General features: G+C 42.4%; 24 protein-coding genes. 12 read left to right on the forward strand and 12 right to left on the reverse strand.

Annotated elements, in window-relative coordinates:
* Positions 1–29: 29 nt before the first annotated feature.
* The 3 genes from ACQZ43_RS12970 to ACQZ43_RS12980 form a co-directional block, all read right to left on the reverse strand.
* Positions 30–488, reverse strand: coding sequence for a peroxiredoxin (locus tag ACQZ43_RS12970; protein ID WP_430613102.1), 459 nt, complete (start codon positions 486–488; stop codon positions 30–32).
* A gap of 122 nt (positions 489–610) precedes the next feature.
* Entirely contained in the window at positions 611–1,615 is a 1,005-nt protein-coding gene (locus ACQZ43_RS12975) for a helix-turn-helix domain-containing protein (protein WP_430613103.1), read from the reverse strand.
* A 6-nt stretch (positions 1,616–1,621) separates the two neighbouring features.
* On the reverse strand, positions 1,622–2,608 hold the full coding sequence (locus ACQZ43_RS12980; protein ID WP_430613104.1) for a helix-turn-helix transcriptional regulator: 987 nt from the start codon (positions 2,606–2,608) through the stop codon (positions 1,622–1,624).
* A gap of 185 nt (positions 2,609–2,793) precedes the next feature.
* Between ACQZ43_RS12980 and ACQZ43_RS12985 the strand changes: the two genes are divergently transcribed.
* The 5 genes from ACQZ43_RS12985 (at position 2,794) to ACQZ43_RS13005 (ending at position 7,223) form a co-directional block, all read left to right on the forward strand.
* Entirely contained in the window at positions 2,794–3,042 is a 249-nt protein-coding gene (locus tag ACQZ43_RS12985; protein WP_430613105.1) for a hypothetical protein, read from the forward strand.
* A 574-nt stretch (positions 3,043–3,616) separates the two neighbouring features.
* Positions 3,617–4,444 carry a serine O-acetyltransferase EpsC gene (gene epsC, locus ACQZ43_RS12990; protein WP_430613106.1) on the forward strand — a complete coding sequence of 276 codons (828 nt, stop codon included), beginning with the start codon at positions 3,617–3,619 and terminating at the stop codon, positions 4,442–4,444.
* Between the two features lie 81 nt (positions 4,445–4,525).
* Positions 4,526–5,464, forward strand: a complete 939-nt coding sequence (gene cysK, locus ACQZ43_RS12995; protein ID WP_430613107.1) for a cysteine synthase A — start codon at positions 4,526–4,528, stop codon at positions 5,462–5,464.
* 242 nt (positions 5,465–5,706) lie between these two features.
* A complete protein-coding gene (locus ACQZ43_RS13000; protein ID WP_430613108.1) occupies positions 5,707–6,150 on the forward strand; it encodes a GNAT family N-acetyltransferase in 444 nt (147 codons plus the stop codon).
* Positions 6,151–6,152: 2 nt separating this feature from the next.
* Positions 6,153–7,223, forward strand: coding sequence for an alanine racemase (locus tag ACQZ43_RS13005; protein ID WP_430613109.1), 1,071 nt, complete (start codon positions 6,153–6,155; stop codon positions 7,221–7,223).
* A 75-nt stretch (positions 7,224–7,298) separates the two neighbouring features.
* Here the strand turns inward: ACQZ43_RS13005 and ACQZ43_RS13010 are convergent, their stop codons facing one another.
* The 7 genes from ACQZ43_RS13010 to lpdA all read right to left on the reverse strand — a co-directional run bounded on the left by ACQZ43_RS13010 (position 7,299) and on the right by lpdA (position 12,776).
* On the reverse strand, positions 7,299–7,673 hold the full coding sequence (locus ACQZ43_RS13010; protein WP_430613110.1) for a DUF3037 domain-containing protein: 375 nt from the start codon (positions 7,671–7,673) through the stop codon (positions 7,299–7,301).
* Positions 7,660–8,457: a HipA family kinase gene (locus tag ACQZ43_RS13015; RefSeq protein WP_430613111.1), complete on the reverse strand. Its 798-nt coding sequence runs from the start codon at positions 8,455–8,457 to the stop codon at positions 7,660–7,662. Before ACQZ43_RS13015 ends, ACQZ43_RS13010 begins: the two co-directional genes overlap by 14 nt.
* A gap of 74 nt (positions 8,458–8,531) precedes the next feature.
* Complete coding sequence (locus ACQZ43_RS13020; RefSeq protein WP_430615678.1) at positions 8,532–9,101, reverse strand: DNA-3-methyladenine glycosylase I; 570 nt, start codon at positions 9,099–9,101, stop codon at positions 8,532–8,534.
* On the reverse strand, positions 9,098–9,502 hold the full coding sequence (locus ACQZ43_RS13025) for a hypothetical protein (protein ID WP_430613112.1): 405 nt from the start codon (positions 9,500–9,502) through the stop codon (positions 9,098–9,100). Before ACQZ43_RS13025 ends, ACQZ43_RS13020 begins: the two co-directional genes overlap by 4 nt.
* Positions 9,503–9,668: 166 nt before the next feature.
* Positions 9,669–10,244 (reverse strand): hypothetical protein, encoded by a 576-nt coding sequence (locus ACQZ43_RS13030; protein ID WP_430613113.1) that lies wholly within the window; start codon positions 10,242–10,244, stop codon positions 9,669–9,671.
* A 280-nt stretch (positions 10,245–10,524) separates the two neighbouring features.
* Entirely contained in the window at positions 10,525–11,139 is a 615-nt protein-coding gene (locus tag ACQZ43_RS13035) for a hypothetical protein (RefSeq protein ID WP_430613114.1), read from the reverse strand.
* Between the two features lie 233 nt (positions 11,140–11,372).
* On the reverse strand, positions 11,373–12,776 hold the full coding sequence (gene lpdA, locus ACQZ43_RS13040) for a dihydrolipoyl dehydrogenase (protein ID WP_430613115.1): 1,404 nt from the start codon (positions 12,774–12,776) through the stop codon (positions 11,373–11,375).
* Positions 12,777–13,150: 374 nt separating this feature from the next.
* Here lpdA and ACQZ43_RS13045 point away from each other — a divergent pair, with 374 nt between their 5' ends.
* The 3 genes from ACQZ43_RS13045 (at position 13,151) to ACQZ43_RS13055 (ending at position 16,199) form a co-directional block, all read left to right on the forward strand.
* Positions 13,151–14,353 (forward strand): aminotransferase class I/II-fold pyridoxal phosphate-dependent enzyme, encoded by a 1,203-nt coding sequence (locus ACQZ43_RS13045; RefSeq protein WP_430613116.1) that lies wholly within the window; start codon positions 13,151–13,153, stop codon positions 14,351–14,353.
* Between the two features lie 199 nt (positions 14,354–14,552).
* Positions 14,553–14,876, forward strand: a complete 324-nt coding sequence (locus ACQZ43_RS13050; protein WP_430613117.1) for a DUF4870 domain-containing protein — start codon at positions 14,553–14,555, stop codon at positions 14,874–14,876.
* 585 nt (positions 14,877–15,461) lie between these two features.
* Positions 15,462–16,199, forward strand: a complete 738-nt coding sequence (locus ACQZ43_RS13055) for a YqjF family protein (RefSeq protein ID WP_430613118.1) — start codon at positions 15,462–15,464, stop codon at positions 16,197–16,199.
* Positions 16,200–16,219: 20 nt separating this feature from the next.
* Here ACQZ43_RS13055 and ACQZ43_RS13060 read toward each other — a convergent pair whose 3' ends face one another.
* Positions 16,220–16,624 (reverse strand): nucleoside 2-deoxyribosyltransferase, encoded by a 405-nt coding sequence (locus ACQZ43_RS13060; RefSeq protein WP_430613119.1) that lies wholly within the window; start codon positions 16,622–16,624, stop codon positions 16,220–16,222.
* 54 nt (positions 16,625–16,678) lie between these two features.
* Entirely contained in the window at positions 16,679–17,386 is a 708-nt protein-coding gene (locus tag ACQZ43_RS13065; RefSeq protein ID WP_430615680.1) for an SDR family oxidoreductase, read from the reverse strand.
* Positions 17,387–17,919: 533 nt separating this feature from the next.
* Between ACQZ43_RS13065 and ACQZ43_RS13070 the strand changes: the two genes are divergently transcribed.
* From ACQZ43_RS13070 to ACQZ43_RS13085, 4 genes are all read left to right on the forward strand, one after another.
* On the forward strand, positions 17,920–19,152 hold the full coding sequence (locus tag ACQZ43_RS13070) for an MFS transporter (RefSeq protein WP_430613120.1): 1,233 nt from the start codon (positions 17,920–17,922) through the stop codon (positions 19,150–19,152).
* Between the two features lie 11 nt (positions 19,153–19,163).
* Positions 19,164–19,700 (forward strand): DMP19 family protein, encoded by a 537-nt coding sequence (locus ACQZ43_RS13075; protein WP_430613121.1) that lies wholly within the window; start codon positions 19,164–19,166, stop codon positions 19,698–19,700.
* Between the two features lie 86 nt (positions 19,701–19,786).
* Positions 19,787–20,662, forward strand: a complete 876-nt coding sequence (locus ACQZ43_RS13080) for a pirin family protein (RefSeq protein ID WP_430613122.1) — start codon at positions 19,787–19,789, stop codon at positions 20,660–20,662.
* 248 nt (positions 20,663–20,910) lie between these two features.
* The gene (locus tag ACQZ43_RS13085) at positions 20,911–23,100 is read left to right on the forward strand and encodes a DPP IV N-terminal domain-containing protein (protein WP_430613123.1); all 2,190 of its coding nucleotides are present in this window, start codon (positions 20,911–20,913) and stop codon (positions 23,098–23,100) included.
* The last annotated feature ends 32 nt before the right edge of the window (positions 23,101–23,132 follow it).

The following is a 23,132-nucleotide window of genomic DNA, read 5'->3' on the forward strand; positions in this document are numbered from 1 at the left end:
TTATAGCCCTTTAAACGCTGAGGCAGCTGCTATGCGTTCGCTTCTAAAAAGGCCAAAACTTTCGACAGCTGCGATTTGCCTCTAAAAAATTGACGGTAGATAAAAATGATTTTTCCCGCTTCGTCGATTACAAAAGTCTCCCTGCCGGTGAAAAACCCGACTTTTCGCACGCCAAAACGCTTTAACACCGCCTGATTGACGTCGCACAGCAACCGAAATTTCAAGCGGTGGTTTTGGGCAAATGCCCGATGACTGACTATCGACCCCGCATTGATACCTACCACATCGACCCCTCTTTGCTGCAAATCGCTATATGCGTCGCGAAAGGCACAGGCTTGTCGGGTACAAATCGGGCTGTCGTCTTTGGGATAAAAGAACAACACCAATTTTCTTTGCTGATATTGCGGATCAAAATCAAACCGATCGCCATTCTGATCTATCAAACTGAATTTCGGCGCTAAATCACCTAACTGAAGTCTTGTACTCATAACTTGTGCTTTACGAGGTTAATAGGCGTTAAAACCGCCTTCTAATTGATTTATACGACTCGCAATGCCCGATTCGTAGGGGTAAAAACGCCCTCTGGCAAATTTGCGGGTTTTAAAGGGGATTAGTCTTCCAGTTTTTTAAAAACCCTACTGGGCAAAAAGCCGAAATGCTTTTTGTAAATCATCGTAAAATAGGTCGTTTTACTGTAGCCCAATTCAAAGACCACTTCGCTGATGTATCTATATTTACCACTGGCCAATAACTCATTGGCCAATTTCAGTTTTTGATTCTTAAAAAACAAAGCCGGGCTGCTTCCGTAGATGCCCTTGTATATCTTGTTGTACTTAGACGGCGACATGTGCGCAATTTGCGCCAATTCCTCATTGCCGGGAAAGGACAAATAAAGGTTGGTCAGCAAAAATTCTTGGCTTTTCTCCACGGCTTCCACATCCTTTTCGTACGCTTGTTTTACGGGTAGTCTCGCGCTGACGCGCTCCAAGAAATAACCGAGCAAATTAAATACGGTACTCTTGACAGCAAATTCAAAGTTTAAGTCCTGTATAGCCTGTTGCTTAAGTTTATACAAGACCACCTTACTGCGACTATCGATATACCTATAGAAGAATATTTTCTTCTTCTTTTTGTTGAAAACGTCTTTAAATTCCTCTTTTAAGTCGACGTTTTTAAGGATGTCTTTCATCGCGTTCTTTTCGATAAAAATGCGCAAGGAATAAATATGACTACCGACTTTAGTGTGGTAGGAACTGTGGATAGCACTGTCGATGACCCCTAATCCGTACTTGGAATTATCGCCGATGTCGTAATGGACTTTATTGACGGTATGCTTGTTTAAATTATCGCTCAAATCGTAATAGATAATCCAAAAATCATCCTCGGAAGGCATCCGAGTAAATCGGATGGGTATTTGGACTTCTGCATCTATCAGCAGTGCAAATATACCGGGAGCCACTTCCATAAAATAGGTTTCCCCCTTAGCAGCGGCTTGTTCAAAAAGCATGATTCTCTTATCTGCAAGGATTCGAGCACCCAATTTTTCAACAAAAGCAGCGCGCCAATGATGGGATAACGAAAAAGTATGATTCACTTCTATCACTGAATTTTCCATGGTCGTTTAAAGTAGATTTTGATATTCTTTCGGATAGATTCCGTAGGCTTCCTTAAAGCGCTTTGCCAGATAAGAAATACTCGAATAATTGAGTTTCACCGCCACTTCTCCTATGGTGTATTGTCCGGTAGCCAATAATTCTTTGGCTTGGTACAGCTTATTGCTTTGAAAGTATACTCCGGGACTGGATCCGGTAATTTTGGTAAACAACTTCTTGTATTTGGATGACGACATCGACACCATTTCCGCCAAAGCTTCCACACCGGGAAAATCGCCTTCGAGTGAATGCAGCAAGAAAACTTTGGATTCCAATATCCTTCTGAAATCTTGGTCTATCGCCTTGCCGATAACAATTTTATCCAAGCGGAGTTGCTGTAAATACTCACTCAATAGCGAATTGATTAAACCCTTGAAATAAAACCCATAAAAGGGATTGTCGTAAGAGATTTTTCTGAAATTCTGAATCAATAAAGCACTGTAAATCGTCATGCGATTGAGTCGCACTATAGTATTGGTTTCGCGATTGAAAATCTCCTCGGCTAAAGGCTCGAGTTCGGGCATGTTTTTAAAATACCTCTTTAACGCCTTTTTCTTGATAAAGATACAAATGGTATAGGCATTGGTGTCTTTATCAATGATGTAGTCCAAATCCAAATCACTGTCGAGTATCGAAATGTTGTAATTGAACTGCCCCAACAAATTGCGTTCGGTTTCGTCTACGGCCAAACCGATGTTTGCCCCTTCAAGACTGTAGTAGTAAATACCTACAAAATCGGCATCTGAATTGGTATACTTAATTCGGACATCCTCTTTGTAATTCGTATCTTCCAACATGGCAGTAATATCTGGTTCTATGGAATCGACGTAATGCACGCCTTGATAAGTGTCGTTGTTGCCCCGAATAAAGTTATGGTCAATAACCCCACCTAGCGCTTCAGCTAACACCTCAATCCAATTGAGTTCGACCCGATAATGTGGATGAATGACTTTCATGTTTAGCACTTATTTATTTTTTAACACCCCTAAAATCGCTGTAGCTTACACGAAGTTTTATAGTCAATACAGCATGGGTTCTCTTTTAATTGAAATTCCGGAAAAACAAGCCGGTACGCCCGACAAATCAACAAGTATACGCCGATAAAAAAAAGCGTGAATATCAAATTTTTTAATTAAATTTGGTGAAAAACAAAACAAATATAACAAAAATACCAGTAATAGTTCCTATTTTACCGGGCGAAGATTGGTGCAAATTGAAAGAAAACAAGGGAAATAAAAAAAAACCTGCAAATTTCTTTGCAGGTTTTCTTTTTCATAGCAAATTTACCTCTTCTATCAACTCCATATGGAAAAGAGTTGGAATAAAAACAATACAAACCAGAGCCAAATGTCACTTCAAAATAGACCAACAAAACAACAAAACCAAGTAATCCCTATAAGTAGCCAACTCAAGAAAAACTTAAAAATAAAAAAGTCCATTTTTCCGCTTATACACAAACAACTCGGATTGTATTTATAAACTTGTAAAGCAAATTTAGTTTAGTTTTTGACGAAATCAAATAGTCTGATTCACATTTAACAAAGTAGGTCCTTTTGAGATAAAAAATGTTAAATTCTCTTTAGAACACAAATTTTAACCTTATTACAGTATTACCATGAAAAGCGATAAATTAAAATACAAGATACTGATTTATAGCCATTTATTTGCTAATATTAAAAAATACTTAAAAAAATACTTTGCTTCAATTGGTATACTTAAAGAAAGTATATTTACAGTATGAAACCGAGGCCAACCGCTTATCAGCCAGATCTTCTTCCTGTAAACCGGGTTGTACACCTTATTTTAAGCAAATACAGGTTTGCTTATACCACGGTATTAAACGCCGTCGCAGACGATTTATTATGGCTCATATCGAAGCGATTGCCGATTGTCGATTTCAAAATAACCGACCAAAGCTCAGCCGATAATCCTTATACTAATCCCCCATTAACCTATATTGCCTAATGAGAAAGCCTTTTGTTCAAACACTATTGGAAAACAACCGAAGTTCTGCTAGTTTTTTAGATAAAATGCGGATAGAAAATTTTACCGACGTACTGTTTCGCTTTTTATTTCAGCTCGAAGACAAGAAATACCTGTCGGAAGAAGCGATAGAGATTCGACTAAACAGCTTAAAAAGCGAATTTACCACCCTTCTCTACCACTCTTTTAACGATGCCGCAGCCGTGGCTATCATCGTCGATGAGTTTTTTGACGCCCTACCCGACATGTACTTTAGGTTGCACGACGATGCGACTACGATATTGGACAACGATCCAGCAGCCACCTGCTTGCAGGAAGTATTCATTTCCTATCCCGGTTTTTACGCCATTGCGATTTACCGTTTCGCCCATCAATTGCAGCTGCAAAAGGTCAAACTGATTCCGAGAATATGGACGGAATTTGCCCACGGCAAAACCGGTATCGACATCCATCCCGCAGCCACCATAGGCAGTCATTTTTTTATCGATCACGGTACCGGCATAGTAATTGGAGAGACTACGGTAATAGGCGATTACGTAAAAATATACCAAGGGGTGACCCTGGGAGCTATCTCGGTATCCAAAGACAAAGCACACACCAGACGACACCCGATTATCGAAGATCACGTGGTCATTTATTCCGGTGCAACGATACTGGGCGGGGAAACGACGATTGGACACAATAGCGTTATCGGAGGAAACGTGTGGCTGACCAAGAGCACCCAACCGCACTCCATTATTTACAACAAGAGCAAAGTGTATTCCAAAGACAAGGAAATTATTCCAGAGCCGATACACTTCATCATATAACCCTTCATTCCCGTTGCTGTACTAGGGTTTATCCTATGGGAGCGCACCAAGGGAATATTCCAAAACCAAAAGCACTAAAATATGAAAGCAAACACCATTTTAGAAACGATCGGCAATACGCCTCATGTCAAAATCAATAAGCTGTTTCCAAGCGACATCGAAGTTTGGATCAAATTGGAAAGAAGCAATCCCGGCGGGAGCTTAAAGGACCGCATTGCCCTGGCCATGATTGAAGATGCGGAAGCCAAGGGACTGATTGATAAAGACACGACGATTATAGAACCCACATCGGGAAATACAGGAGTGGGTTTGGCCATGGTATGCGCGGTAAAAGGCTATAAATTGATTTTGGTCATGCCGGAATCGATGAGTATGGAAAGGCGAAAACTCATGGCAGCCTATGGCGCACAATTTGTGTTGACACCTAAGGAATTGGGTACTTCAGGATCGGTGGCCAAGGCGGTGGAACTGTCTTCGCAAATAGCGAATTCTTGGGTACCACAGCAGTTTAACAACCCGTCTAATCCCGAAATACACCGACAAACCACAGCAAAAGAGATATTAGCCGCCTTTCCTCAAGGCTTGGATTACCTGATTACCGGTGTGGGTACAGGAGGCCATATTACCGGTATAGCCGAAGTATTAAAGGAAAAGTTTCCTGCCTTAAAGGTCTTTGCCGTTGAGCCCGAACAATCCGCCGTACTCAGCGGAGATCAGCCCGGACCACATCCCTTACAGGGAATTGGAGCGGGATTTGTACCTCAAATTCTCAACACTCATATCTACGACGGCATCGTAAAAGTCGCCAAGGAAGAGGCCTATCAATACACCCAACGCATCGCCAAAGAAGAAGGCATATTGGCCGGGGTTTCTACCGGTGCCTCACTGGCGGCTATCGCCAAGAGTTTAGGCGATATTCCCAAGGGCTCTAAGGTGTTAACCATCAATTACGACACCGGAGAACGCTATTGGTCTATAGCCGATTTATTCGATGAACGCGGAGCAGAAATCCAGCTCTAACACAGGAAAACCAGAATTAATTTTCTGGTTTTTTTGTAAATAAAAACACAAAAAAATGATTTTAATTCTGATTTCAAATAAAAAAACTATATATTTGTATTTATTTTATTTAAACCCGCTGCTTTAGTAAAAAACAGCATCTGATAATTTCTTTGTTTTTTAGCTGTCGCTAATACCTATACTCACCTTGTTTTTCAAAGATTTTATTTGCTATACTTTACGAGCGGCAAAAAAAAGATTAGATGATTCAGATCAACAAAAAATCACCCGAGCAGTTACCGTCAAAGAGTGAATTCGAAACTTATAGTGCTTTTTTATATCAGCATTTAGAAGAGTACGGCGATGCACACGTAGATATTGAAAAAGCTTTGAATTACGCCTTGGCAAAAAACGGTAAACCCGGAGGGTTTATCCTGATTGCCCAAAAAAATCAAACCGATATTGCGGGTATAACCGTGGTATTAAATACGCAAATGGACGGTTTTATACCGGAACACATCTTGGTGTATATCGCTACGGATTCCGCTCTTCGCGGTCAGGGCATTGGAAAAGCCTTGATGGAGGAAGCGATTCAGCAGAGCAGCGGATCGATTGCCCTGCATGTAGAGGCGAATAACCCCGCAAAAAAGCTGTATGAAAAACTGGGTTTTGAAAACAAGTATTTAGAAATGCGTTTAACGAAATAACCATGGCTTTTATCACTTTAAACACTCGAAAATTAAAGGAGAATTTCGATGTTTTAAACACGCTTTTCCAAGCGAACGACATCGAATGGGCCATAGTGGCGAAACTGCTTTGCGGCAATCGGCTTTATTTGGAAAAACTTCTAGAGCTTCAACCCAAGCAAATATGCGATTCCCGGGCTTCCAACTTGGAGATGGTCAAAAAAATCAATCCCAATGTGGAAACGGTCTACATCAAACCACCCCCAAAGCGAAGCATCGAAAAAATCGTAAAATACGCCAATATCAGTTTTAACACCGAATTGGAAACCATCAAATTACTGTCCAAGGCTGCCGTCAAACAAAACGTGATTCACAAAGTGGTCATCATGGTGGAACTCGGCGAATTGAGAGAGGGCATATTAGGCGAAAGCCTCATCGCTTTTTACGAACAGGTCTTTGAGTTGCCGCATATAGAGATCATCGGTATCGGTACCAATCTGACTTGTATGTACGGCGTACTGCCCAATGCGGACAAACTGATTCAATTGTCGCTGTACAAGCAAATACTCGAAGTGACCTTTAAGCGGGAAATCAAATTCCTTTCTGGCGGTGCCTCGGTAACCATACCACTTATTTTAAACAACAGCCTGCCCGCAGCGATCAACCACTTTAGAATTGGCGAAACCCTTTACCTGGGAACCAATGTATACAGCAACAGCCTGATTGACAACATGCATTACGACGTGTTTAAGCTGTATGCAGAAGTCATCGAATTGCACGAAAAACCGATGATTCCCTCGGGTGAAATGGGGCTCAATCTCCTGGGAGACAAAACGGCCTTTGACCCCGCTTTAGAAGGGAGCATCAATTATCGCGCAATTATAGATTTGGGCTTATTGGATATAGAAGCGGAACACATTACGCCGTTGGACAGTCGGATGAATATCGTCGGCGCGAGTTCTGACATGATCGTCATCGATTTAAGTCAGAACGAAAACCAAATTAAAGTCGGCGATTTGATTGCTTTTAAAATGAACTATATGGGCATACTGCGGATTATGAATTCGGACTATGTCGATAAAAAACTGGAATAAACACGGAATAAACACCAGAGGCTGTCTTACAAGACAGCCTCTGGTGTTTTAGCAGTAGTTGTAGCCCAACTTGCGTTATAAAACAGCCGACTGAAACAACGCGCTAACCAGGGCGTCTAAATCCGCGGTTCTGCCCGGATGGGGTCGCGAGGTTTGTATGCACGAACTCCTCACTGCGGTGAGCCATCGAAAGCGTTCGGACACCTCCATCTTGGCAATGGGTCCCCCTTGCGACTCGCCGTCGACGATATGTTCAAATGCCCGTATATAGGTCTCTAAATCCGACCACTCTACTTCGGTTTTAAAGAGGTTGTATTTGGCTTTATCGATAAAAAATTGGGCGCGGATATATTTGGATTGCTTACAGAACACGATTACTCCGATGTTGAAAAACTCTTCGCGTTCTACCTGTGGTACAAATCGAATGGTGGCGTATTCATACAATTGCATGTCGTGCGTTTTTAGCTTCGTTAATAAATAAATCCGAATGGGCTAAGCGCGTGTTCAGAAAGGACAGGTAAACCGCTCTAATTTGACCGGGAGTCCATTCATAGCCTTCCCATACCAACCACTCTTCGGGAATCAATTGTACGATGCCCTCCAAAACTGCGGGCGTCAATATCTTTTTAAAGGCGCTATCCACCGCATCGAGTTCCGATGCCTGAGGCAAGAGCACATGATCTTTAATCAGGGCAAAGGGAGTTAGCGCACTTTTTTCCCAGTTGGTAAAGGCATGGTGAAAATAAAAAGCCGCTCCGTGATCGATCAGCCACAGTTCTTGATGCCAATACAACATATTGGTATTTCTAAAGGTGCGGTCGACATTGGTGATAAAAGCATCTAACCATACGATTTTAGAGGCCAAAAGCGGATCGATTGCTTTGGTGGCAGGATCGTAGGTCAGCGAACCGGACAAAAAGTGTAATGCCAGGTTTAATCCCTGACTAAATTGCAACAAATCCTGAATTTCCTCATCGGCTTCCGTCCTTCCAAAAGCTTCGTCCAAATGGGCAAAGACAATTTCGGGCACGTACAAACCCAAGCTGCGCGCAATTTCTCCGCCCAGCAATTCAGCTATTAACGCCTTGACTCCGTGACCAGCTCCTTTAAATTTTAAAACGTATTTAAAACCGTCGTTGGCCTCGGCCAAAGCCGGTAATGACCCGCCTTCTCGCAGGGGCAATATATACCTCGTCACATCGACGGTGCGAAGATTTACTTGATATTCTTTCATAGTACTAACTCTTTAGCAACAAATATTTTTTGCACCCTGCTGTTGCACTTTAAAACAGGGTGTTTTCCCTACCGCTATTCCCCTTGTTGCATCCACATGGGTTTGGTGAAAAGCAGCTGGTTATAAATCGGACAGGATTCCTGATGTGCACCGGGTAAATAACCTATGCTCATCAAGAATTCATTGACGATTTCCCCTCCGGTAAACTTAAAGTGCTTCTTGAATAACGATACCCATTCTTGTTTGTTTTTAGGATGTTGCGCTTCGAGCCAATTTTTAAAACTGCCGCATTCCCCCTGTATTTTTAACAGCTGCTGTGCATTGTATATCGCCGCATTGACTTTGAGCTTATTGCGGATAATACCGGAATCGCCAAGCAAGCGATCGATGTCTTCTTGCTGATAAGCCGCTACGGTTGCGATGTCAAAATCGTGATAGGCCCGATAAAAATCGGCCTTCTTTTTTAAGATAATCGTCCAGCTCAACCCCGCCTGATTAATCTCCAGTATTAAACGAGCAAAGAGTTCATTGTCGTCCGCTATGGGAAAGCCATATTCGGTATCGTGGTATTGCTTGTTCGGATTGGCATCCCCTGCATCTAAAGCATTGGCGAAATCGCAATAGGTTTTTTTTGCTTCCATTATCCTTTGATTGTTATGCCTACTTTTTTCATTTTGGCCGGTATATCGATGGCTTCATCTCGGGTGCTGATATTGGAAAACTCTCTGGTTTTGCCATTTTTTAGCTTTAAATACGCCTTGGAGCGTATGCCCTTTGCCTTTTTTAAATAACTGATGTGGTCTATAGCAATGATGGACTGACTGGTTTTTAAAAAGAAGTTCTTGATAAAAAAATAGGTGAATACCCCAAAGATAACGACAAACAAATAATCGTATTCCGTGATGTTTTTCCAGTCGATTGTAAACAATTTTACGGTCGCTGCAATCAGCACTAGAGAAACCACGATGCGCTGCGCATTGAGCAGGGCTTTCATATCGTCTTGAATCTCGATGGTATTGGCTTGGGAATGGTGAATGATCTTCATGGATTATACGGTATTTTGTTCGGTTTAGAAGTTCCAATATGTATGCCAAAATAGTCTTTTTACACCAATTGGCAGTGCCCTAATCGCAACAAACGACAAAAAAAGCCATTATCGGTAGTAACCGATAATAGCTTTTTAAAATGCTTATAAGAGCTTGATGCCTTAGTTATTGTTTCTTAAAATAAAGATATACCTTTTCATCTCCTGAATACAAGGTAAATTTATCTTCTACTCTTAACATACCGCTCTGAAAACCGATTTCCATATTTCCTTTAAAATAATTTTTTCTAATCGTATCGACAGTAATGACCTGAGTTTGTCTATGAGTATCTATTCTCACGTTGTAATCATAAATATCTGCATACATTTTACCCTTAGAGGACATGCGTACTTTTCTAAAGGTTCTATCAAAATCCAAACCACAATCCGTTTCGCGAACCGTGGACTTTTTATAGCTGTCGTAGTATATAGAATCATTTTTAGCCGAAGTAGTACCGAGATAAAAAATCATTTTGTTATTGCGCAAGCAATTGCCATTGCTCATAGCTCCAAATTTTCTATCGCCGATCTTAGCGCCTTCGTACTTCCAAACATGCGAACCCAATTCGTCAAAGGAATTTAAGGCTTCATAAGGCGATTCAAATACGGCATCCGCATGGTCTTGCACATTGTCATCGCCGTTGGAACAAGCCGAGCCAAAAACAGCCACAACGGCCAATAGCAAATAAGGGGATTTATTCATGAGTTGTATATTTTATAGCGGACAAATAAAACGTATTAAATAGGAATTACCAAACTTTTAATCCATATTTTTCGAGATAAAAACTCTAATTTTATTAATTTTTCGCAAATGGAATCAAAACGTTTTAAATTTTGGACAATTTACTAAGGGGCTGATGTTCAAACATCGCCATAATTGCTTATTTTTTTCTCTTTGATTTTTATAGTTTGCCGGCATCTAGCCGTACAAACTGCCTCTGTCATTAACAACAGCTGGCCGTTCGTCGACTGTAGAAAAAAAATTATCCTTTTTTGAAATATAAATAGACCTTAGCGGTGCCCGAAAAATCGGTCAACTTATCTTCTACTCTTAAATAACCGGCTTGAAATCCGATTTCTACTTTTTTCAAATAATCCGAATTTGCATCCATGCTCTTTAAATTAGCTACTCTATTTTCATCAGTTGGCGGTGTGGTTGGCTGAAAATATTCCTCATCCTCTACTATCGCATCTTCGTCTTCTGCAGGGACATAGTTTAAACGCTTATATGTGCAAAAAGCGGTTTCATCGGCTATGTAATGAACCATTAAGCGAGTTACAAAACTCACTTCACAGGCTTTCTCACCGGATGAATAACTATAGAAGTCAAAATATCCGTTAATGTGATCTTTATTGTTGGTTCTAAACACCAACAAATTTTTCTGTAAGCAATGCTTTTCAGAAATAGCTCCGAATTTTCGATCACCCACTTTAGATCCTACATAAAACCACGTATTGCTTTCCAATTGCTGTAAGTTTTGTAGTGGTTTATATTCCGCGTCATAAACCGGATCACCTACATCGGTATCGTCGCTTTTTGAGCAAGAGAAACTCAAAAACAGCACCATTAACAGGCTAAAAACATAACTTTTTCTCATAATATTGAATTTAAAAACGATTGCATCCTTTGATTTTGGCATTTTCAACCGAAGTCGCAACAACAAACAAGGGGGTTAGACCATTTAATTTAATGGCAATATAGTTAAAATTTATGTAAATAATTTAAAAAAAAACACAAAAAAACCTGCCCAAATTAATGAACAGGTTAACTGTACTTTATAGCAATAACAGTTTCAAGCAAAATGCCGAAACCGGATTTTCACATCGTGAACTAGATGTTTAAAGCTCTGTTGTCTGTAGCGGCCAAAGCTGCTTCTTTAAGTGCCTCTGCAAAAGTTGGATGTGCGTGTGACATTCTAGAGATATCCTCAGCCGATGCGCGGAATTCCATAGCAGTAACCGCTTCTGCGATTAAATCTGCCGCGCGAGCACCGATTATGTGAATACCCAAAACTTCGTCTGTAGTCGCATCTGCCAATACTTTTACCAATCCGTCCAAATCGCCACTAGCTCTAGCACGTCCTAAGGCTTTAAACGGGAAAGATCCCATTTTATAGGCAACACCCGCTTCTTTTAATTGTTCTTCTGTTTTACCCACAGCAGAAACCTCTGGCCATGTATACACCACACCAGGAATTAGATTGTAATCGATATGCGGTTTTTGACCCGCGATAAGTTCGGCAACCATCACCCCTTCTTCTTCCGCTTTATGCGCCAACATCGCTCCGCGTACAACGTCTCCAATAGCATAGATGTTCGGCACTGACGTTTGAAGGTGGTCGTTGACTTCTACCTGTCCTCTATCCGTTAATTTCACACCGGCTTTGTCTGCATTTAAACCGTCTGTATACGGACGACGTCCCACAGAAACCAAGGCATAATCTCCTTCTAAGGTAATGATTTCACCCTTTTTGTTTTCCGCTTCCACGGTCACTACATCTCCAGCGCGTTTTACCGCTTGGACCTTATGCGAGACGTAAAACTTCATGCCCTGTTTTTTCAAAACCTTGGTCAGCTCTTTCGACAAGGTGGCATCCATACCCGGAAGTACGCGGTCTGCAAATTCCACAACAGATACCTGAGCACCCAATCGCAAATACACTTGCCCCAATTCCAATCCAATAACGCCACCGCCGATAACGATTAAGTGTTTAGGAACTTCTTTGAGTTTTAAGGCCTCTGTAGAAGTGATAATGCGTTCTTTATCCAAAGTGATAAAAGGCAAAGAAGACGGTTTTGACCCCGTAGCAATAATGGTGTTTTTAGCCTCGATTTTTTCCACTGTTCCGTCGGCTTTAGTCACCTGAAGTACCGTAGCACTTTCAAAAGACCCCACGCCTTCAAAAACCGTGATTTTATTTTTCCCCATTAGGTATTTTACTCCAGCAACCGTTTGGTCTACAACCTCCTGCTTGCGGGCAATCATTTTCTCTATGTTGATTTTTACATCGCCCGGAATTTCAATCCCGTGTTCTGCAAAATGAGCCATTTCTTCTAGATGATGAGAAGAAGACAATAAAGCTTTTGAAGGAATACATCCTACATTTAAACAAGTACCTCCTAATGCTGCATACTTTTCAATAATAGCAGTGTTAAATCCCAATTGTGCACAACGGATGGCAGAAATATATCCACCAGGTCCCGAACCAATTACAACTACGTCAAATGAACTCATAATATTGTGTTTATGTTGTATATGTTATATAAAAGAACAAATTTACAATTTTATACCCACTTGGGAAGTATTTGCGGAAAAGATTTTTTACTAAAGTCGATATAAACTTTGCCAAACGCCGCCCTACTATGACCGACTATTGGCGGTGTCCTCAAAAAAGACTAAAGGCCGATAAAAACGACGCCTTTGCAACAAATGCCCTAAAGGACTTTATCCCATTATATTTTCTAACAAAAGACGTTTTACAAGAAAATACAACTATAAAATCTAAAACAATTAAGACAAAAAAACCAAATACACCATAAAAAACCCAACAACTTATCAAAATGACAATAATTCGCTTATTTTTGAAAGTCAATGTAAAAACTATAACAATGAAACATTTTGATGCCGCTGATAATATTCAAGATTTACAATATTTTGGAGAATTTGGAGGGGTAAACCCATCTATTTCAGACTCTTCTACTTATACCTTTTTGTCTGCAAAAACTATGTTCGACACCTTCGAAGGCAACACGGATGGTTGTTATTTATATTCTCGTCATTCATCGCCGAGTAATTTATACTTGGGTCAGGCACTGGCCGCTATGGAAGGTACGGAAGCGGCTAATGTTACCGCTTCGGGCATGGGTGCTATCACCTCTACCCTTTTGCAACTGTGCAAGAGTCAAGACCATATCGTTTCCAGCAGAACCATTTATGGCGGTACCTACGCCTTTATGAAAAACTTCCTTCCCGGATTTGCCATAGAAACCAGCTTTGTAGACATTACCAAAATAGAAAGTGTTGAAGCGGCAATTCGCCCCAGCACCAAAGTTCTTTATTGCGAAACCGTAAGCAATCCCTTATTGGAAGTGGCCGACATCGAAGCGCTTTCCCAATTGGCCAAAAAACACCGATTAACCCTCGTTGTTGACAATACTTTTTCGCCCCTTTCGGTAGCTCCAAGTCAACTGGGAGCCGATGTGGTTATACACAGCTTAACCAAATACATCAACGGCAGTAGCGATACGGTGGGCGGTGTAATTTGTGCTTCGGCCGAATTTATCAATGCCTTAAAAAGCGTAAACGACGGTGCCTGTATGCTTTTAGGACCTACGATGGACAGTTTGCGCGCTTCGAGTATTTTAAAAAACCTGCGCACCCTACACATTCGAATCAAGCAACACAGCCACAATGCACAGTATCTGGCAGAAAAATTCGAAGCTGCCGGCATCAAAACCGTGTATCCCGGTTTGGCAAGTCATCCGAGTCATGCCCGTTATCAAAGCATGATTAATCCCGACTACGGTTTTGGTGGTATGCTAACCATAGACGTAGGAACCCTAGATAAAGCTAATGCCCTAATGGAGCTGATGCAACAAAACAATCTCGGATACCTCGCGGTGAGTTTAGGTTTTTACAAAACCCTGTTTAGCGCTCCGGGAACCTCTACCTCTTCGGAAATCCCCTTGGACGAACAGAAGGAAATGGGACTGACAGACGGCTTAATCCGCATATCTATCGGTTTGGACAACGATATCGAGCGGACTTTCCAAGCGATGAAATCCTGTATGACCACACTGCAAATTCTATAACAAGCCATTAGGGGTCGGTCTATTGCCGGCCCTTTTTTAATTGCAGTACTTAACAGAAATCGACATATCCTCAAATATTCCATTTTTTACCATAAAATATTATATTTAAATTCGGAAAATTAGTTTTATTTTCTAATTTTTTAACTGTATACAGTTTTTTGTATTATTTTCACCCTTATTAATTCTAAATAATTACAAAATGGACAACAAGACGTTTTCAATCGTTTCTTACATTACCCTGATCGGCTGGTTAGTAGCTTATTTTGGAGGTAAAGAAAAAGCAGATGACCTATTAAAATACCACCTAAAACAATCTTTAGGTCTCTTCTTAACGGCATTTCTATTTCAGATTGCCTTGGGTATTGTAGTTTTCATCATTCCAGCCCTGTCTATCCTTTCCTATATCGGAATCTTCTTCTTTGTACTGTTTATACTCGGAATAATCAATGCGGCCAATGCAGAGAAAAAACCGCTACCCATCATCGGAAAAACCTTCGAAAACAGTTTTAGCTTTATCAATTAGAACACACGAAACATATATTTCAAGCTCCTCTTGGATTTAGAGGAGCTTTTTTTTATCGCCTTAACGTCCCAAACACCTCGGGCAAACCACCCGCTTTGACGGTCTTTTCAACGGATTATTGCGCTATAGCAAAGACTTGTTTTCAATATTTACAAGGCTAGTACACACCACTACCTCCTAATTTCTTCCACTGACCACGGGGCGCTTTTGCCTATAAAAGGACGACCCATGCGTCGAAAATTTCGGTGAGTGCACTCCTTCAGATATTTAAAAACTGGACTTTAATACAGTAATCACTTTCTTAATTTAACTAAAGTAAACCTTTAACATTAATTACATAACTCATTAATTTAAAGCACAACTAAATAAAACTATAGATTTTACCTATACATCGAAACAGCTTTTTTTGCGGTTTGCATTTTACGGAAAAATCATCGCCGTAAAACTCATTCAAAAAATGCGGAAACACAAATCTGCTAAAAAAGGCGGTACGGCAAACATCAAGCTTTTGCGAGGAAAATATTAGGTCAGCTCACCGGAAGGCAGTAGCTTTGATTGGAGTGTTAAAAGAAAAAACAGCATAACATGAATATCAAAAAAATTCTGACACAAGTCGATCACCGCCCTTGGGCATTGCCAACGACTCCCTGGGTGTATTACCAAGAGTGGAATGAGGTGTGCTTTATGCACTGGAAAGTGGATTCGGAAGCCCTAGAAAAACTGCTTCCGCCCGGTGTTGCTTTAGATTTATTTGAAGGAGAAGCATGGGTATCCTTGGTGCCCTTTACCATGGAGCGCATCCGACCATCGTTTTTGCCAGCCTTTGCACCGATTTCCAATTTTCACGAGATCAATCTGCGCACTTATGTCGTTAAAGACGGCAAGCCCGGTGTGTATTTTTTAAACATCGAATCCGCCAAGTGGCTTTCGACCTTACTCGCCAAAAAATTATCGGGTTTACCCTACGAAAACGCCTCCATTAGCCGCAAAACAGATGGAAATCAACAGCTGTATTCCAGCCTGAATACCCTTAAGGGTTTCCGCATTTCGGCGCGTTTCACGACTAGCGCCCGAAAAACCGCCAAGAGCCCTTTGGAAATCTGGCTTACCGAGCGCTATTGCCTCTATGTAGACCAAGGGGCTAAACTGTATTGTTATGACATACACCACCTGGAATGGGAATTGGAAGAGGTCACCCTACAGCAATTGACCATCGACTACCAAATAGGCGGTATCGCTTTACAGCAGCCCCCGCACCACTTGAACTACTCCAAAGGCATCCGCGTTGTCGCTTGGGACAAAGAACTGTTAGACTGGGAATAAATTCAAATTGCAGGCGAATTTTACTTTTTGACGATAGCCTTGCTCAAAAACTCACTGAGTTGGTCGAAAAGATCTTTGGGATTGGAATACAGCAATTGCACATCGCTAATACCGGCAAGGGTAGTAGCGTGTTCTGCCGATATATGGCGCAGGTATATAATCGGTTTTTTCTTGGCTTTGGCATAGCCCGCTTCAATGCCTATACCAATTCCCTTATAAGTACATTCGGCTACTAAAAAGCTGCAGCGGTCAATTTCCATCATTGCCTGACGCATCATTTCGCGTTCATTGGTCTCGTCAAATAAATATTGATCGACAAAAATCATCGATTCGACATTGACGCCGTTTAAAGCCATACCGATAGCGATGAGTTCTTTGCTCAAGTTCTTCCTGTTTTTATAATTTACTGCTATGTATGCTTTCATCGTTAAATCTAAAAATTAATAATGCTAACTGCGCACTCTCATTTGGCGCGGTGCTTATTTGGTTTTGGTCGGTCTGATTTCAATTTTACTCGGCAATACGTTGGGATTCATCTGCAGCAAATCGGCAATCAGCTGTCCGACGTCTTCGGGTTGTATCTTCCAGGAGTCCGCATCGTTTGGAGTATGGTTGTTAAAATGAGACGTTACCGATCCGGGAAGTATTACGGTGACCTTGACATCTTTTTCGCGCAAGTCCAACATCGCCGCTTGGGTAAAGCCCACCACACCAAATTTGGAAGCATTGTAGCCCGATCCACCGGCAAAAAAGTTTATACCCGCCAAGCTGGCTATCGAAATAAAATACCCCTTTTGCTGCTTCAGCTCTTCTACCGCCGCCTTTAGACTGTGAAAAACTCCGGTTAAATTGGTGTCAATCATGTTTTTCCAATCTTCTACTCCCAGCGCGTCCACCGAAGCAAAAACCCCTAAACCCGCGTTGGCAATAAGCACATCGAGCTTTCCAAAATGCTGCTTAATCGCCGCTACAGCCCGAACTTCCTCTTCCCATACGCGAACATCCGATTGCAAACCGATGATTTGACTGCGGTCTCCTATAGTCGAAGCAGCCTGTTGCGCGTCGGCTAGTAAACGTCCTGAAATTGCTACGCAATAACCCGCAGCAACCAAAACCTTGGCCACTCCGTATCCAATTCCCTTGGTTCCACCGGTAATATACACCACTCGATCATTATTTCTCTTCATCATTTTTCTTTTTATTTATTAAAAAGTAAGCACTTATCTTCAAATTTAGAAAAATTAGATAATACTATCTATTTTTTAACCGAAAAAGCACGCGCTTTAACGATAAAGTATCCAAAAACAGACCACATGGAGCCAAAATCAACAGCGCCCTGCTACCACGCAAATTTTGTGCACTGCGGCATTTACTTTAATTTTACAGGTGTTTTCCCTTGCAAAAGTAGGCTTATTAACCGGAAGTCGCGCAAAGAATAGCAAATCCCTTGGAAACCTGGGACTCGTATCAATAAGGTGCTTTTGAGCGGGTAAATCCCGTTCTCGGACCTCGCGGACAAACGAGTAAAACAAGCGGCAAAACAGCCGTAAAGGAAAACACTCAAATGCTGACATTACATTTATAAAACGCATTTAAAACCACCTAAAACGCAAAATAATTCCCTAAATTATCGCTATTGATTAAATTTAATCAAACCACTAAAAAACAACAAAAGACTTCTTAAATTGCAGGGATTTTTAGTACATCTCCGCCGTAGCTTATGAAAAAAATCCTACAAATTTATATCGATTCGTATAAAGGCCTCTCCTCGGCTTCGTGGATGTTGGCCTTTGTGATGTTGCTCAATCGCTCCGGCTCTATGGTATTGCCTTTTCTGGGAGTGTATATGACGGGGAAACTCGGTTTTAGCCTGGAGCAGTCGGGATATGTTTTGGCCTGTTTTGGCGTGGGCTCTTTGGTGGGTTCCTTTTTTGGCGGTTGGCTCACCGATCAGATCGGCAATTTTAAAGTACAGAGCCTCAGCTTGTTTTTAAGTGCTCCGATGTTTGCGATAATGCCGCTATTCGACACCCCCCTTGGCCTGGGATGCATCATGCTGATTCAAAGCACCATCAGCGAGGTTTTTAGGCCCGCAAACTCCGTAGCCATCACCGTTTATGCGCGTCCCGAAAACATCACTAGAGCGTTTTCACTCAACCGTATGGCCGTCAATCTGGGCTTTTCCATCGGACCGGCCATGGGCGGTATGCTCGCTTCGATTTCGTATGCACTGCTGTTTTATATCAATGCCGTGGCCGCCTTTTTAGCCGGCTGTCTCTTTGTGTACTTCTTTATCAACAAAAAGTCGACTAAGGAACTGCACAAAGACAAGCAACGCGAAATGATTCAACCGGAATTCGCCCCGGTAGAACGCTCGCCTTATCGCGATGGTCCCTTTATACTCTTTAACCTCTTTTGCGCTTTTTATGCCATTGCCTTTTTTCAACTGTTTAGCACCCTGCCCATCTTCTATCAGGAAGTGGCCAAACTCAGTCAGTTCGACATTGGAATCATCCTGGGATACAGCGGCTTGATCATCTTTATACTCGAGATGCTCTTGGTACACGTGGCAGAAAAGAAACTAACGATCACGCAGATTATCGTATTCGGCGTTTTGCTAACCGGAATCGGTTATGGCATGTTGGCCTTTTCGCACGGTTTGATCATCATCTATGTGTCGATGACGGTGCTGTGTATTTCGGAGATGCTGGCCCTCCCCTTTACCTCGACCGTGACTGCCCTGCGCTCCGGTGCCAACAACAAGGGCGCCTATATGGGGTTTAACGGACTGGCTTTTGCCTCGGCCTTTGTGATATCGCCGATATTGGGAACCAAAATTGCCAAAATGTACAATTTTGAAATCCTGTGGATGGGCACCGCCGCTTTAACGGTGATTTCGGCCGTTGGTTTTTACTTTGTTGTACAAAAGATGTTAGCTACTCGTAACGCTTAAATTTTACCCTTATGGAAATCCAAGAAATAATTATATCCGACAATGCTTTTAACCACAGCGATCCCCGTCAAGTGATCCTGTCCAATATTTCTGTCATCAACTTGTTGCGCGAAGAAGGCGTAGACGAAGAACTGCTCTTTGAAGATGGGCTGATTAGCTATTTGGTCGACTACTATTTTTCTCAAGTCAGCGAGGGCGGATTTTCGCAGTTTGTGTGGAACAGCAAATGGTCGGAAGACATCAATGAAATGATCGTAGAAGGTTTGACGCAGCTTCAAGCCGTGGAACACCTGGCATATTTCGAAAAGCAACAACGCCGCATGAAAGCCCTGAGTGCGATTAAAAAAAAGAAGTTCTTCGAACTGCCCTTTTCCGACAAAAACCCGATCAAAACGACTATAGACGACAACAGTTTTACAGCGATTGCGGAAGATTTGATTCAATTGCACTCCGATTGGATTAAAAACCACCCCCAATTAACCGTGTTGCCCATAGCGGATATGTTTGAGAAACTCGAAACGATAGTAGGACATTCCATCAGTCGATAAGCAGCGTTTTTACCACTATTTTTTTGTATCTTAGTACGACTTTTGGGCCTTTGAGCCCGAGTTCGTGTTTCATTAAAAAAACGTCTATGTCAAATATCGCATTTATCATTGAAGAACGCCCCGCGGATATCGGTAATTTTCTCGTTGGTCGACTACTTCCCTTTCGCCAAAAACGGGCCGTAGGCCCCTTTGTCTTTATCGACCACATGGGTCCGGCGCATTTAAAGGATTATCAAAACCTCGACGTGCCTCCGCATCCGCATATCGGACTGTCTACGCTAACGTATTTGTTCGAAGGCAGCATCATGCACAAAGACAGCTTGGGCACCGAAATAGAGATCACCCCAGGTGCCGTAAACTGGATGACAGCCGGCAAGGGAATCACGCACTCCGAACGAACACCGGTATACCTGCGTCAGTCCGAAAAAAGACTACACGGTTTGCAAATATGGGTGGCCCTACCCAAGGAATTGGAACAAATGGATCCCTCTTTTGCCCACATTGGCGCGGAACAATTGCCGTCGTGGACCAGTGAGGGTGTCGACTATAAGTTGATTGCCGGCTCGTTAATGGGCAAAAAATCGGCCGTTCCCGTTTATAGCCCGTTGTACTTATTGGAGATTAAAAGCACGAAAAGCACCGTGATCAACATCGGTAGCGACCTCTTTGGCGAAAGCGGCATGTACATTTTGGAGGGCAAGGTACTCAGCGAAGGACACACCTTTGAAGCCAAGCACATCTTAGTGGCAAAAGACAGCCAATTGTGCGAATTCGAAATAGGCGAAAATACTACGGTATACATTTTCGGAGGCGAAGTTTTGCCTGAACCCCGTCATATAGAATGGAATTTTGTGTCGTCTGAAGCGGAAACCATAGAAAAAGCCAAGGCAGATTGGGTAGCACACCGCTTTCCGACCGTACCCGGCGATGACGGTTATGTTCCCTTGCCTCAAAAACCATAAGCAGACTAAAAATATGCGCATAGCATCGGGCAGCCACTGAGGCTGCCCGATTTATTACTGCCTCGAACACCACCGTTTTGATCGCACTTGCAACCCCTGCGAGTAGTGCTGTTTACGATTTCTCCATTCCACTTATTCCACCCCGTTCGTTTTCCAGTCCGACTTCGATTATAATGTCGTTTTTTGTCGGATCAGTTGCTGAGTTGCGCTCAAAAAGCTAAATTAGCATCTTAAAATAAAAACGAGAAATGAGAAACACATCCTTACTGGTTTTTTTGTTGGCAGGTCAACTGTTATTTGCTCAGCGAAACCTAACTATAGAGGAAGCCACTTCAGGTAGTTATACCAAGTTTGCTCCCAAATCGATTATGGCTCCACAATGGCAAGACGAGCATCAATTGAGTTATCTCGATGCCAGCTATCAGAATTTAATGAGCCGCAAACAGTCCGACCAATGGAAAGAGCGGGTATTGGTTTCCAAGGCAGCGCTTCAAGCCGCTTTGGACAAAAGCCTGGGACAGGTGGGAATCAGTCTGAGAATATTTCCCTATACCTATACTTGGAAAGATTCCAATACGCTGGTATTTACCGCAACAGCAACCGCGCATTCGTATCTGATAGAATACGATGTGGCAGCCCAGAAAATCAGCAAGTCCTTTAAGATGGATGCCTCAGCTAAAAACGAAGTGCGCTCCGCAAAAGGCGACTATATCGCCTGGTTAAAGGACAACAACATCCTGATCACCGATCAGGCGGGTGTTGATATTGCCGTGACGAACGATGCCCCCTTGGATATCATCAACGGCAGCAACGACACTCACAGACAGGAATTTGGCATCGACCGCGGCATGTGGTGGAACCCCAAAAAAGACCAGTTGCTCTATTACAGAAAAGACCAGAGCATGGTTTCGTCCTATCCCCTGGTTCAATTTGGAGCGCGGGTTGCCGAGGTTAAAAACATCAAATACCCCATGGCGGGCATGAGCAGCGAAGAGGTAACCTTAGTGGTTTACGACCTCAAATCGCAGCGAAAAGTCAGTTTGCAAACCGGCGAACCCAAAGAACAGTTTTTGACGATGGTCACTTGGGATCCCAACGGAGAATATGTGTACGTAGGCTTGCTCAACAGCGGTCAAAATCACTTGCAACTCAACCGTTATAATGCGACTACAGGCGCTTTTGACAAAAGGATTTTCGAAGAAAAATCCGAAACTTATACCGAGCCTTCCCACGCCTTGACTTTTGTTCCCAACAAAAGCGACGAATTCGTCTACCTCTCGGAAAAAGACGGCTACCGCCAATTGTATTTGTACAACACCAATGGCAAAGCGCTACAACACTTGGGCTATAAAGACGTGGTAGTCAAAGATTTTTTAGGATTTGATCAAAGCGGCACTTATGCGTATTACGTCGGAACCGACAATCGCGGTTTGGATCGCAAACTGTATCAGGTTTCACTAAAAACCAAAGCCACAGAGGTGATTACCACAACTTCGGGTACCCATCAGGTTCAGATGAATGCGGCAAAAACACTGTTCTTAGATCAGTTTAGCGCGGTGGACACACCCAACGAGATGAATATCATACAAGTTAAGAATAAAAAAACCGTTGAATTGGCCAAGTCGGCCAATCCGTATGAAGGTACGGTAACTTTGCCCAAGATGGAAATGGTCAAACTAACGGCCGCAGATGGAACGACAACCTTAAACGGGCGTATAATCTATCCAGCCGATTTCGACGCTGCTAAAAAGTACCCCGTAATGGTTTACGTATACGGAGGGCCGCATGCGCAATTGGTGCAAAACAAATGGCTGGGCGGTGCGAGTTTGTTCGATTACTATATGGCTCAAAATGGCTATATCGTTTTTACGGTAGACAACAGAGGTAGCGACAACAGAGGCCGAGATTTTGAACATGTCATCCACCGAAAATTGGGTGAAAACGAAATGGCCGATCAAATGCAAGGCATTGCTTATTTAAAGAGTAAACCCTTTGTAGATACCGATAAAATCGGTGTATACGGTTGGAGTTTTGGCGGTTTTATGACCACGTCCCTATTGGTGAATCAACCTGATGTATTTAAAGTTGGTGTAGCCGGAGGTCCTGTTATGGATTGGAAATACTATGAAATCATGTACGGGGAACGCTATATGGATACGCCGCAGGAAAATCCAGAAGGCTATGAAAAAACGAGTTTGATCAACAAGGCACCGCAGCTTTCGAGCCGTTTATTGGTCATTCATGGCGCACAGGACCCCGTAGTGGTACAACAGCACTCTATGGCGTTTATAGAAGCCTGTATCAAGGCGGGAAAACAGGTCGATTACTTCCTCTATCCCACACATGAACACAATGTGTCTGGAAAAGACCGCATTCACTTAAATCAGAAAATTGCCGATTACTTCTTTACACACCTTCAGCCCTCAACGCTGAAATAAGATTGCCGATCGTAGTATAGCAAAAGGGTTGT

Origin of the sequence: Flavobacterium sp. JP2137 (assembly GCF_050562195.1) — a bacterium.
Lineage (GTDB): Bacteria > Bacteroidota > Bacteroidia > Flavobacteriales > Flavobacteriaceae > Flavobacterium.

What these genes read in the sequence shown, in the direction of transcription:
- ACQZ43_RS12970 (WP_430613102.1), bottom strand. Translation starts at nt 488, where the DNA reads ATGAGTACAAGACTTCAGTTAGGTGATTTAGCGCCGAAATTCAGTTTG.
- ACQZ43_RS12975 (WP_430613103.1), bottom strand. Translation starts at nt 1,615, where the DNA reads ATGGAAAATTCAGTGATAGAAGTGAATCATACTTTTTCGTTATCCCAT.
- ACQZ43_RS12980 (WP_430613104.1), bottom strand. Translation starts at nt 2,608, where the DNA reads ATGAAAGTCATTCATCCACATTATCGGGTCGAACTCAATTGGATTGAG.
- epsC (WP_430613106.1), top strand. Translation starts at nt 3,617, where the DNA reads ATGAGAAAGCCTTTTGTTCAAACACTATTGGAAAACAACCGAAGTTCT.
- cysK (WP_430613107.1), top strand. Translation starts at nt 4,526, where the DNA reads ATGAAAGCAAACACCATTTTAGAAACGATCGGCAATACGCCTCATGTC.
- ACQZ43_RS13000 (WP_430613108.1), top strand. Translation starts at nt 5,707, where the DNA reads ATGATTCAGATCAACAAAAAATCACCCGAGCAGTTACCGTCAAAGAGT.
- ACQZ43_RS13005 (WP_430613109.1), top strand. Translation starts at nt 6,153, where the DNA reads ATGGCTTTTATCACTTTAAACACTCGAAAATTAAAGGAGAATTTCGAT.
- ACQZ43_RS13010 (WP_430613110.1), bottom strand. Translation starts at nt 7,673, where the DNA reads ATGCAATTGTATGAATACGCCACCATTCGATTTGTACCACAGGTAGAA.
- ACQZ43_RS13015 (WP_430613111.1), bottom strand. Translation starts at nt 8,457, where the DNA reads ATGAAAGAATATCAAGTAAATCTTCGCACCGTCGATGTGACGAGGTAT.
- ACQZ43_RS13025 (WP_430613112.1), bottom strand. Translation starts at nt 9,502, where the DNA reads ATGAAGATCATTCACCATTCCCAAGCCAATACCATCGAGATTCAAGAC.
- ACQZ43_RS13030 (WP_430613113.1), bottom strand. Translation starts at nt 10,244, where the DNA reads ATGAATAAATCCCCTTATTTGCTATTGGCCGTTGTGGCTGTTTTTGGC.
- ACQZ43_RS13035 (WP_430613114.1), bottom strand. Translation starts at nt 11,139, where the DNA reads ATGAGAAAAAGTTATGTTTTTAGCCTGTTAATGGTGCTGTTTTTGAGT.
- lpdA (WP_430613115.1), bottom strand. Translation starts at nt 12,776, where the DNA reads ATGAGTTCATTTGACGTAGTTGTAATTGGTTCGGGACCTGGTGGATAT.
- ACQZ43_RS13045 (WP_430613116.1), top strand. Translation starts at nt 13,151, where the DNA reads ATGAAACATTTTGATGCCGCTGATAATATTCAAGATTTACAATATTTT.
- ACQZ43_RS13050 (WP_430613117.1), top strand. Translation starts at nt 14,553, where the DNA reads ATGGACAACAAGACGTTTTCAATCGTTTCTTACATTACCCTGATCGGC.
- ACQZ43_RS13055 (WP_430613118.1), top strand. Translation starts at nt 15,462, where the DNA reads ATGAATATCAAAAAAATTCTGACACAAGTCGATCACCGCCCTTGGGCA.
- ACQZ43_RS13060 (WP_430613119.1), bottom strand. Translation starts at nt 16,624, where the DNA reads ATGAAAGCATACATAGCAGTAAATTATAAAAACAGGAAGAACTTGAGC.
- ACQZ43_RS13065 (WP_430615680.1), bottom strand. Translation starts at nt 17,386, where the DNA reads ATGAAGAGAAATAATGATCGAGTGGTGTATATTACCGGTGGAACCAAG.
- ACQZ43_RS13070 (WP_430613120.1), top strand. Translation starts at nt 17,920, where the DNA reads ATGAAAAAAATCCTACAAATTTATATCGATTCGTATAAAGGCCTCTCC.
- ACQZ43_RS13075 (WP_430613121.1), top strand. Translation starts at nt 19,164, where the DNA reads ATGGAAATCCAAGAAATAATTATATCCGACAATGCTTTTAACCACAGC.
- ACQZ43_RS13080 (WP_430613122.1), top strand. Translation starts at nt 19,787, where the DNA reads ATGTCAAATATCGCATTTATCATTGAAGAACGCCCCGCGGATATCGGT.
- ACQZ43_RS13085 (WP_430613123.1), top strand. Translation starts at nt 20,911, where the DNA reads ATGAGAAACACATCCTTACTGGTTTTTTTGTTGGCAGGTCAACTGTTA.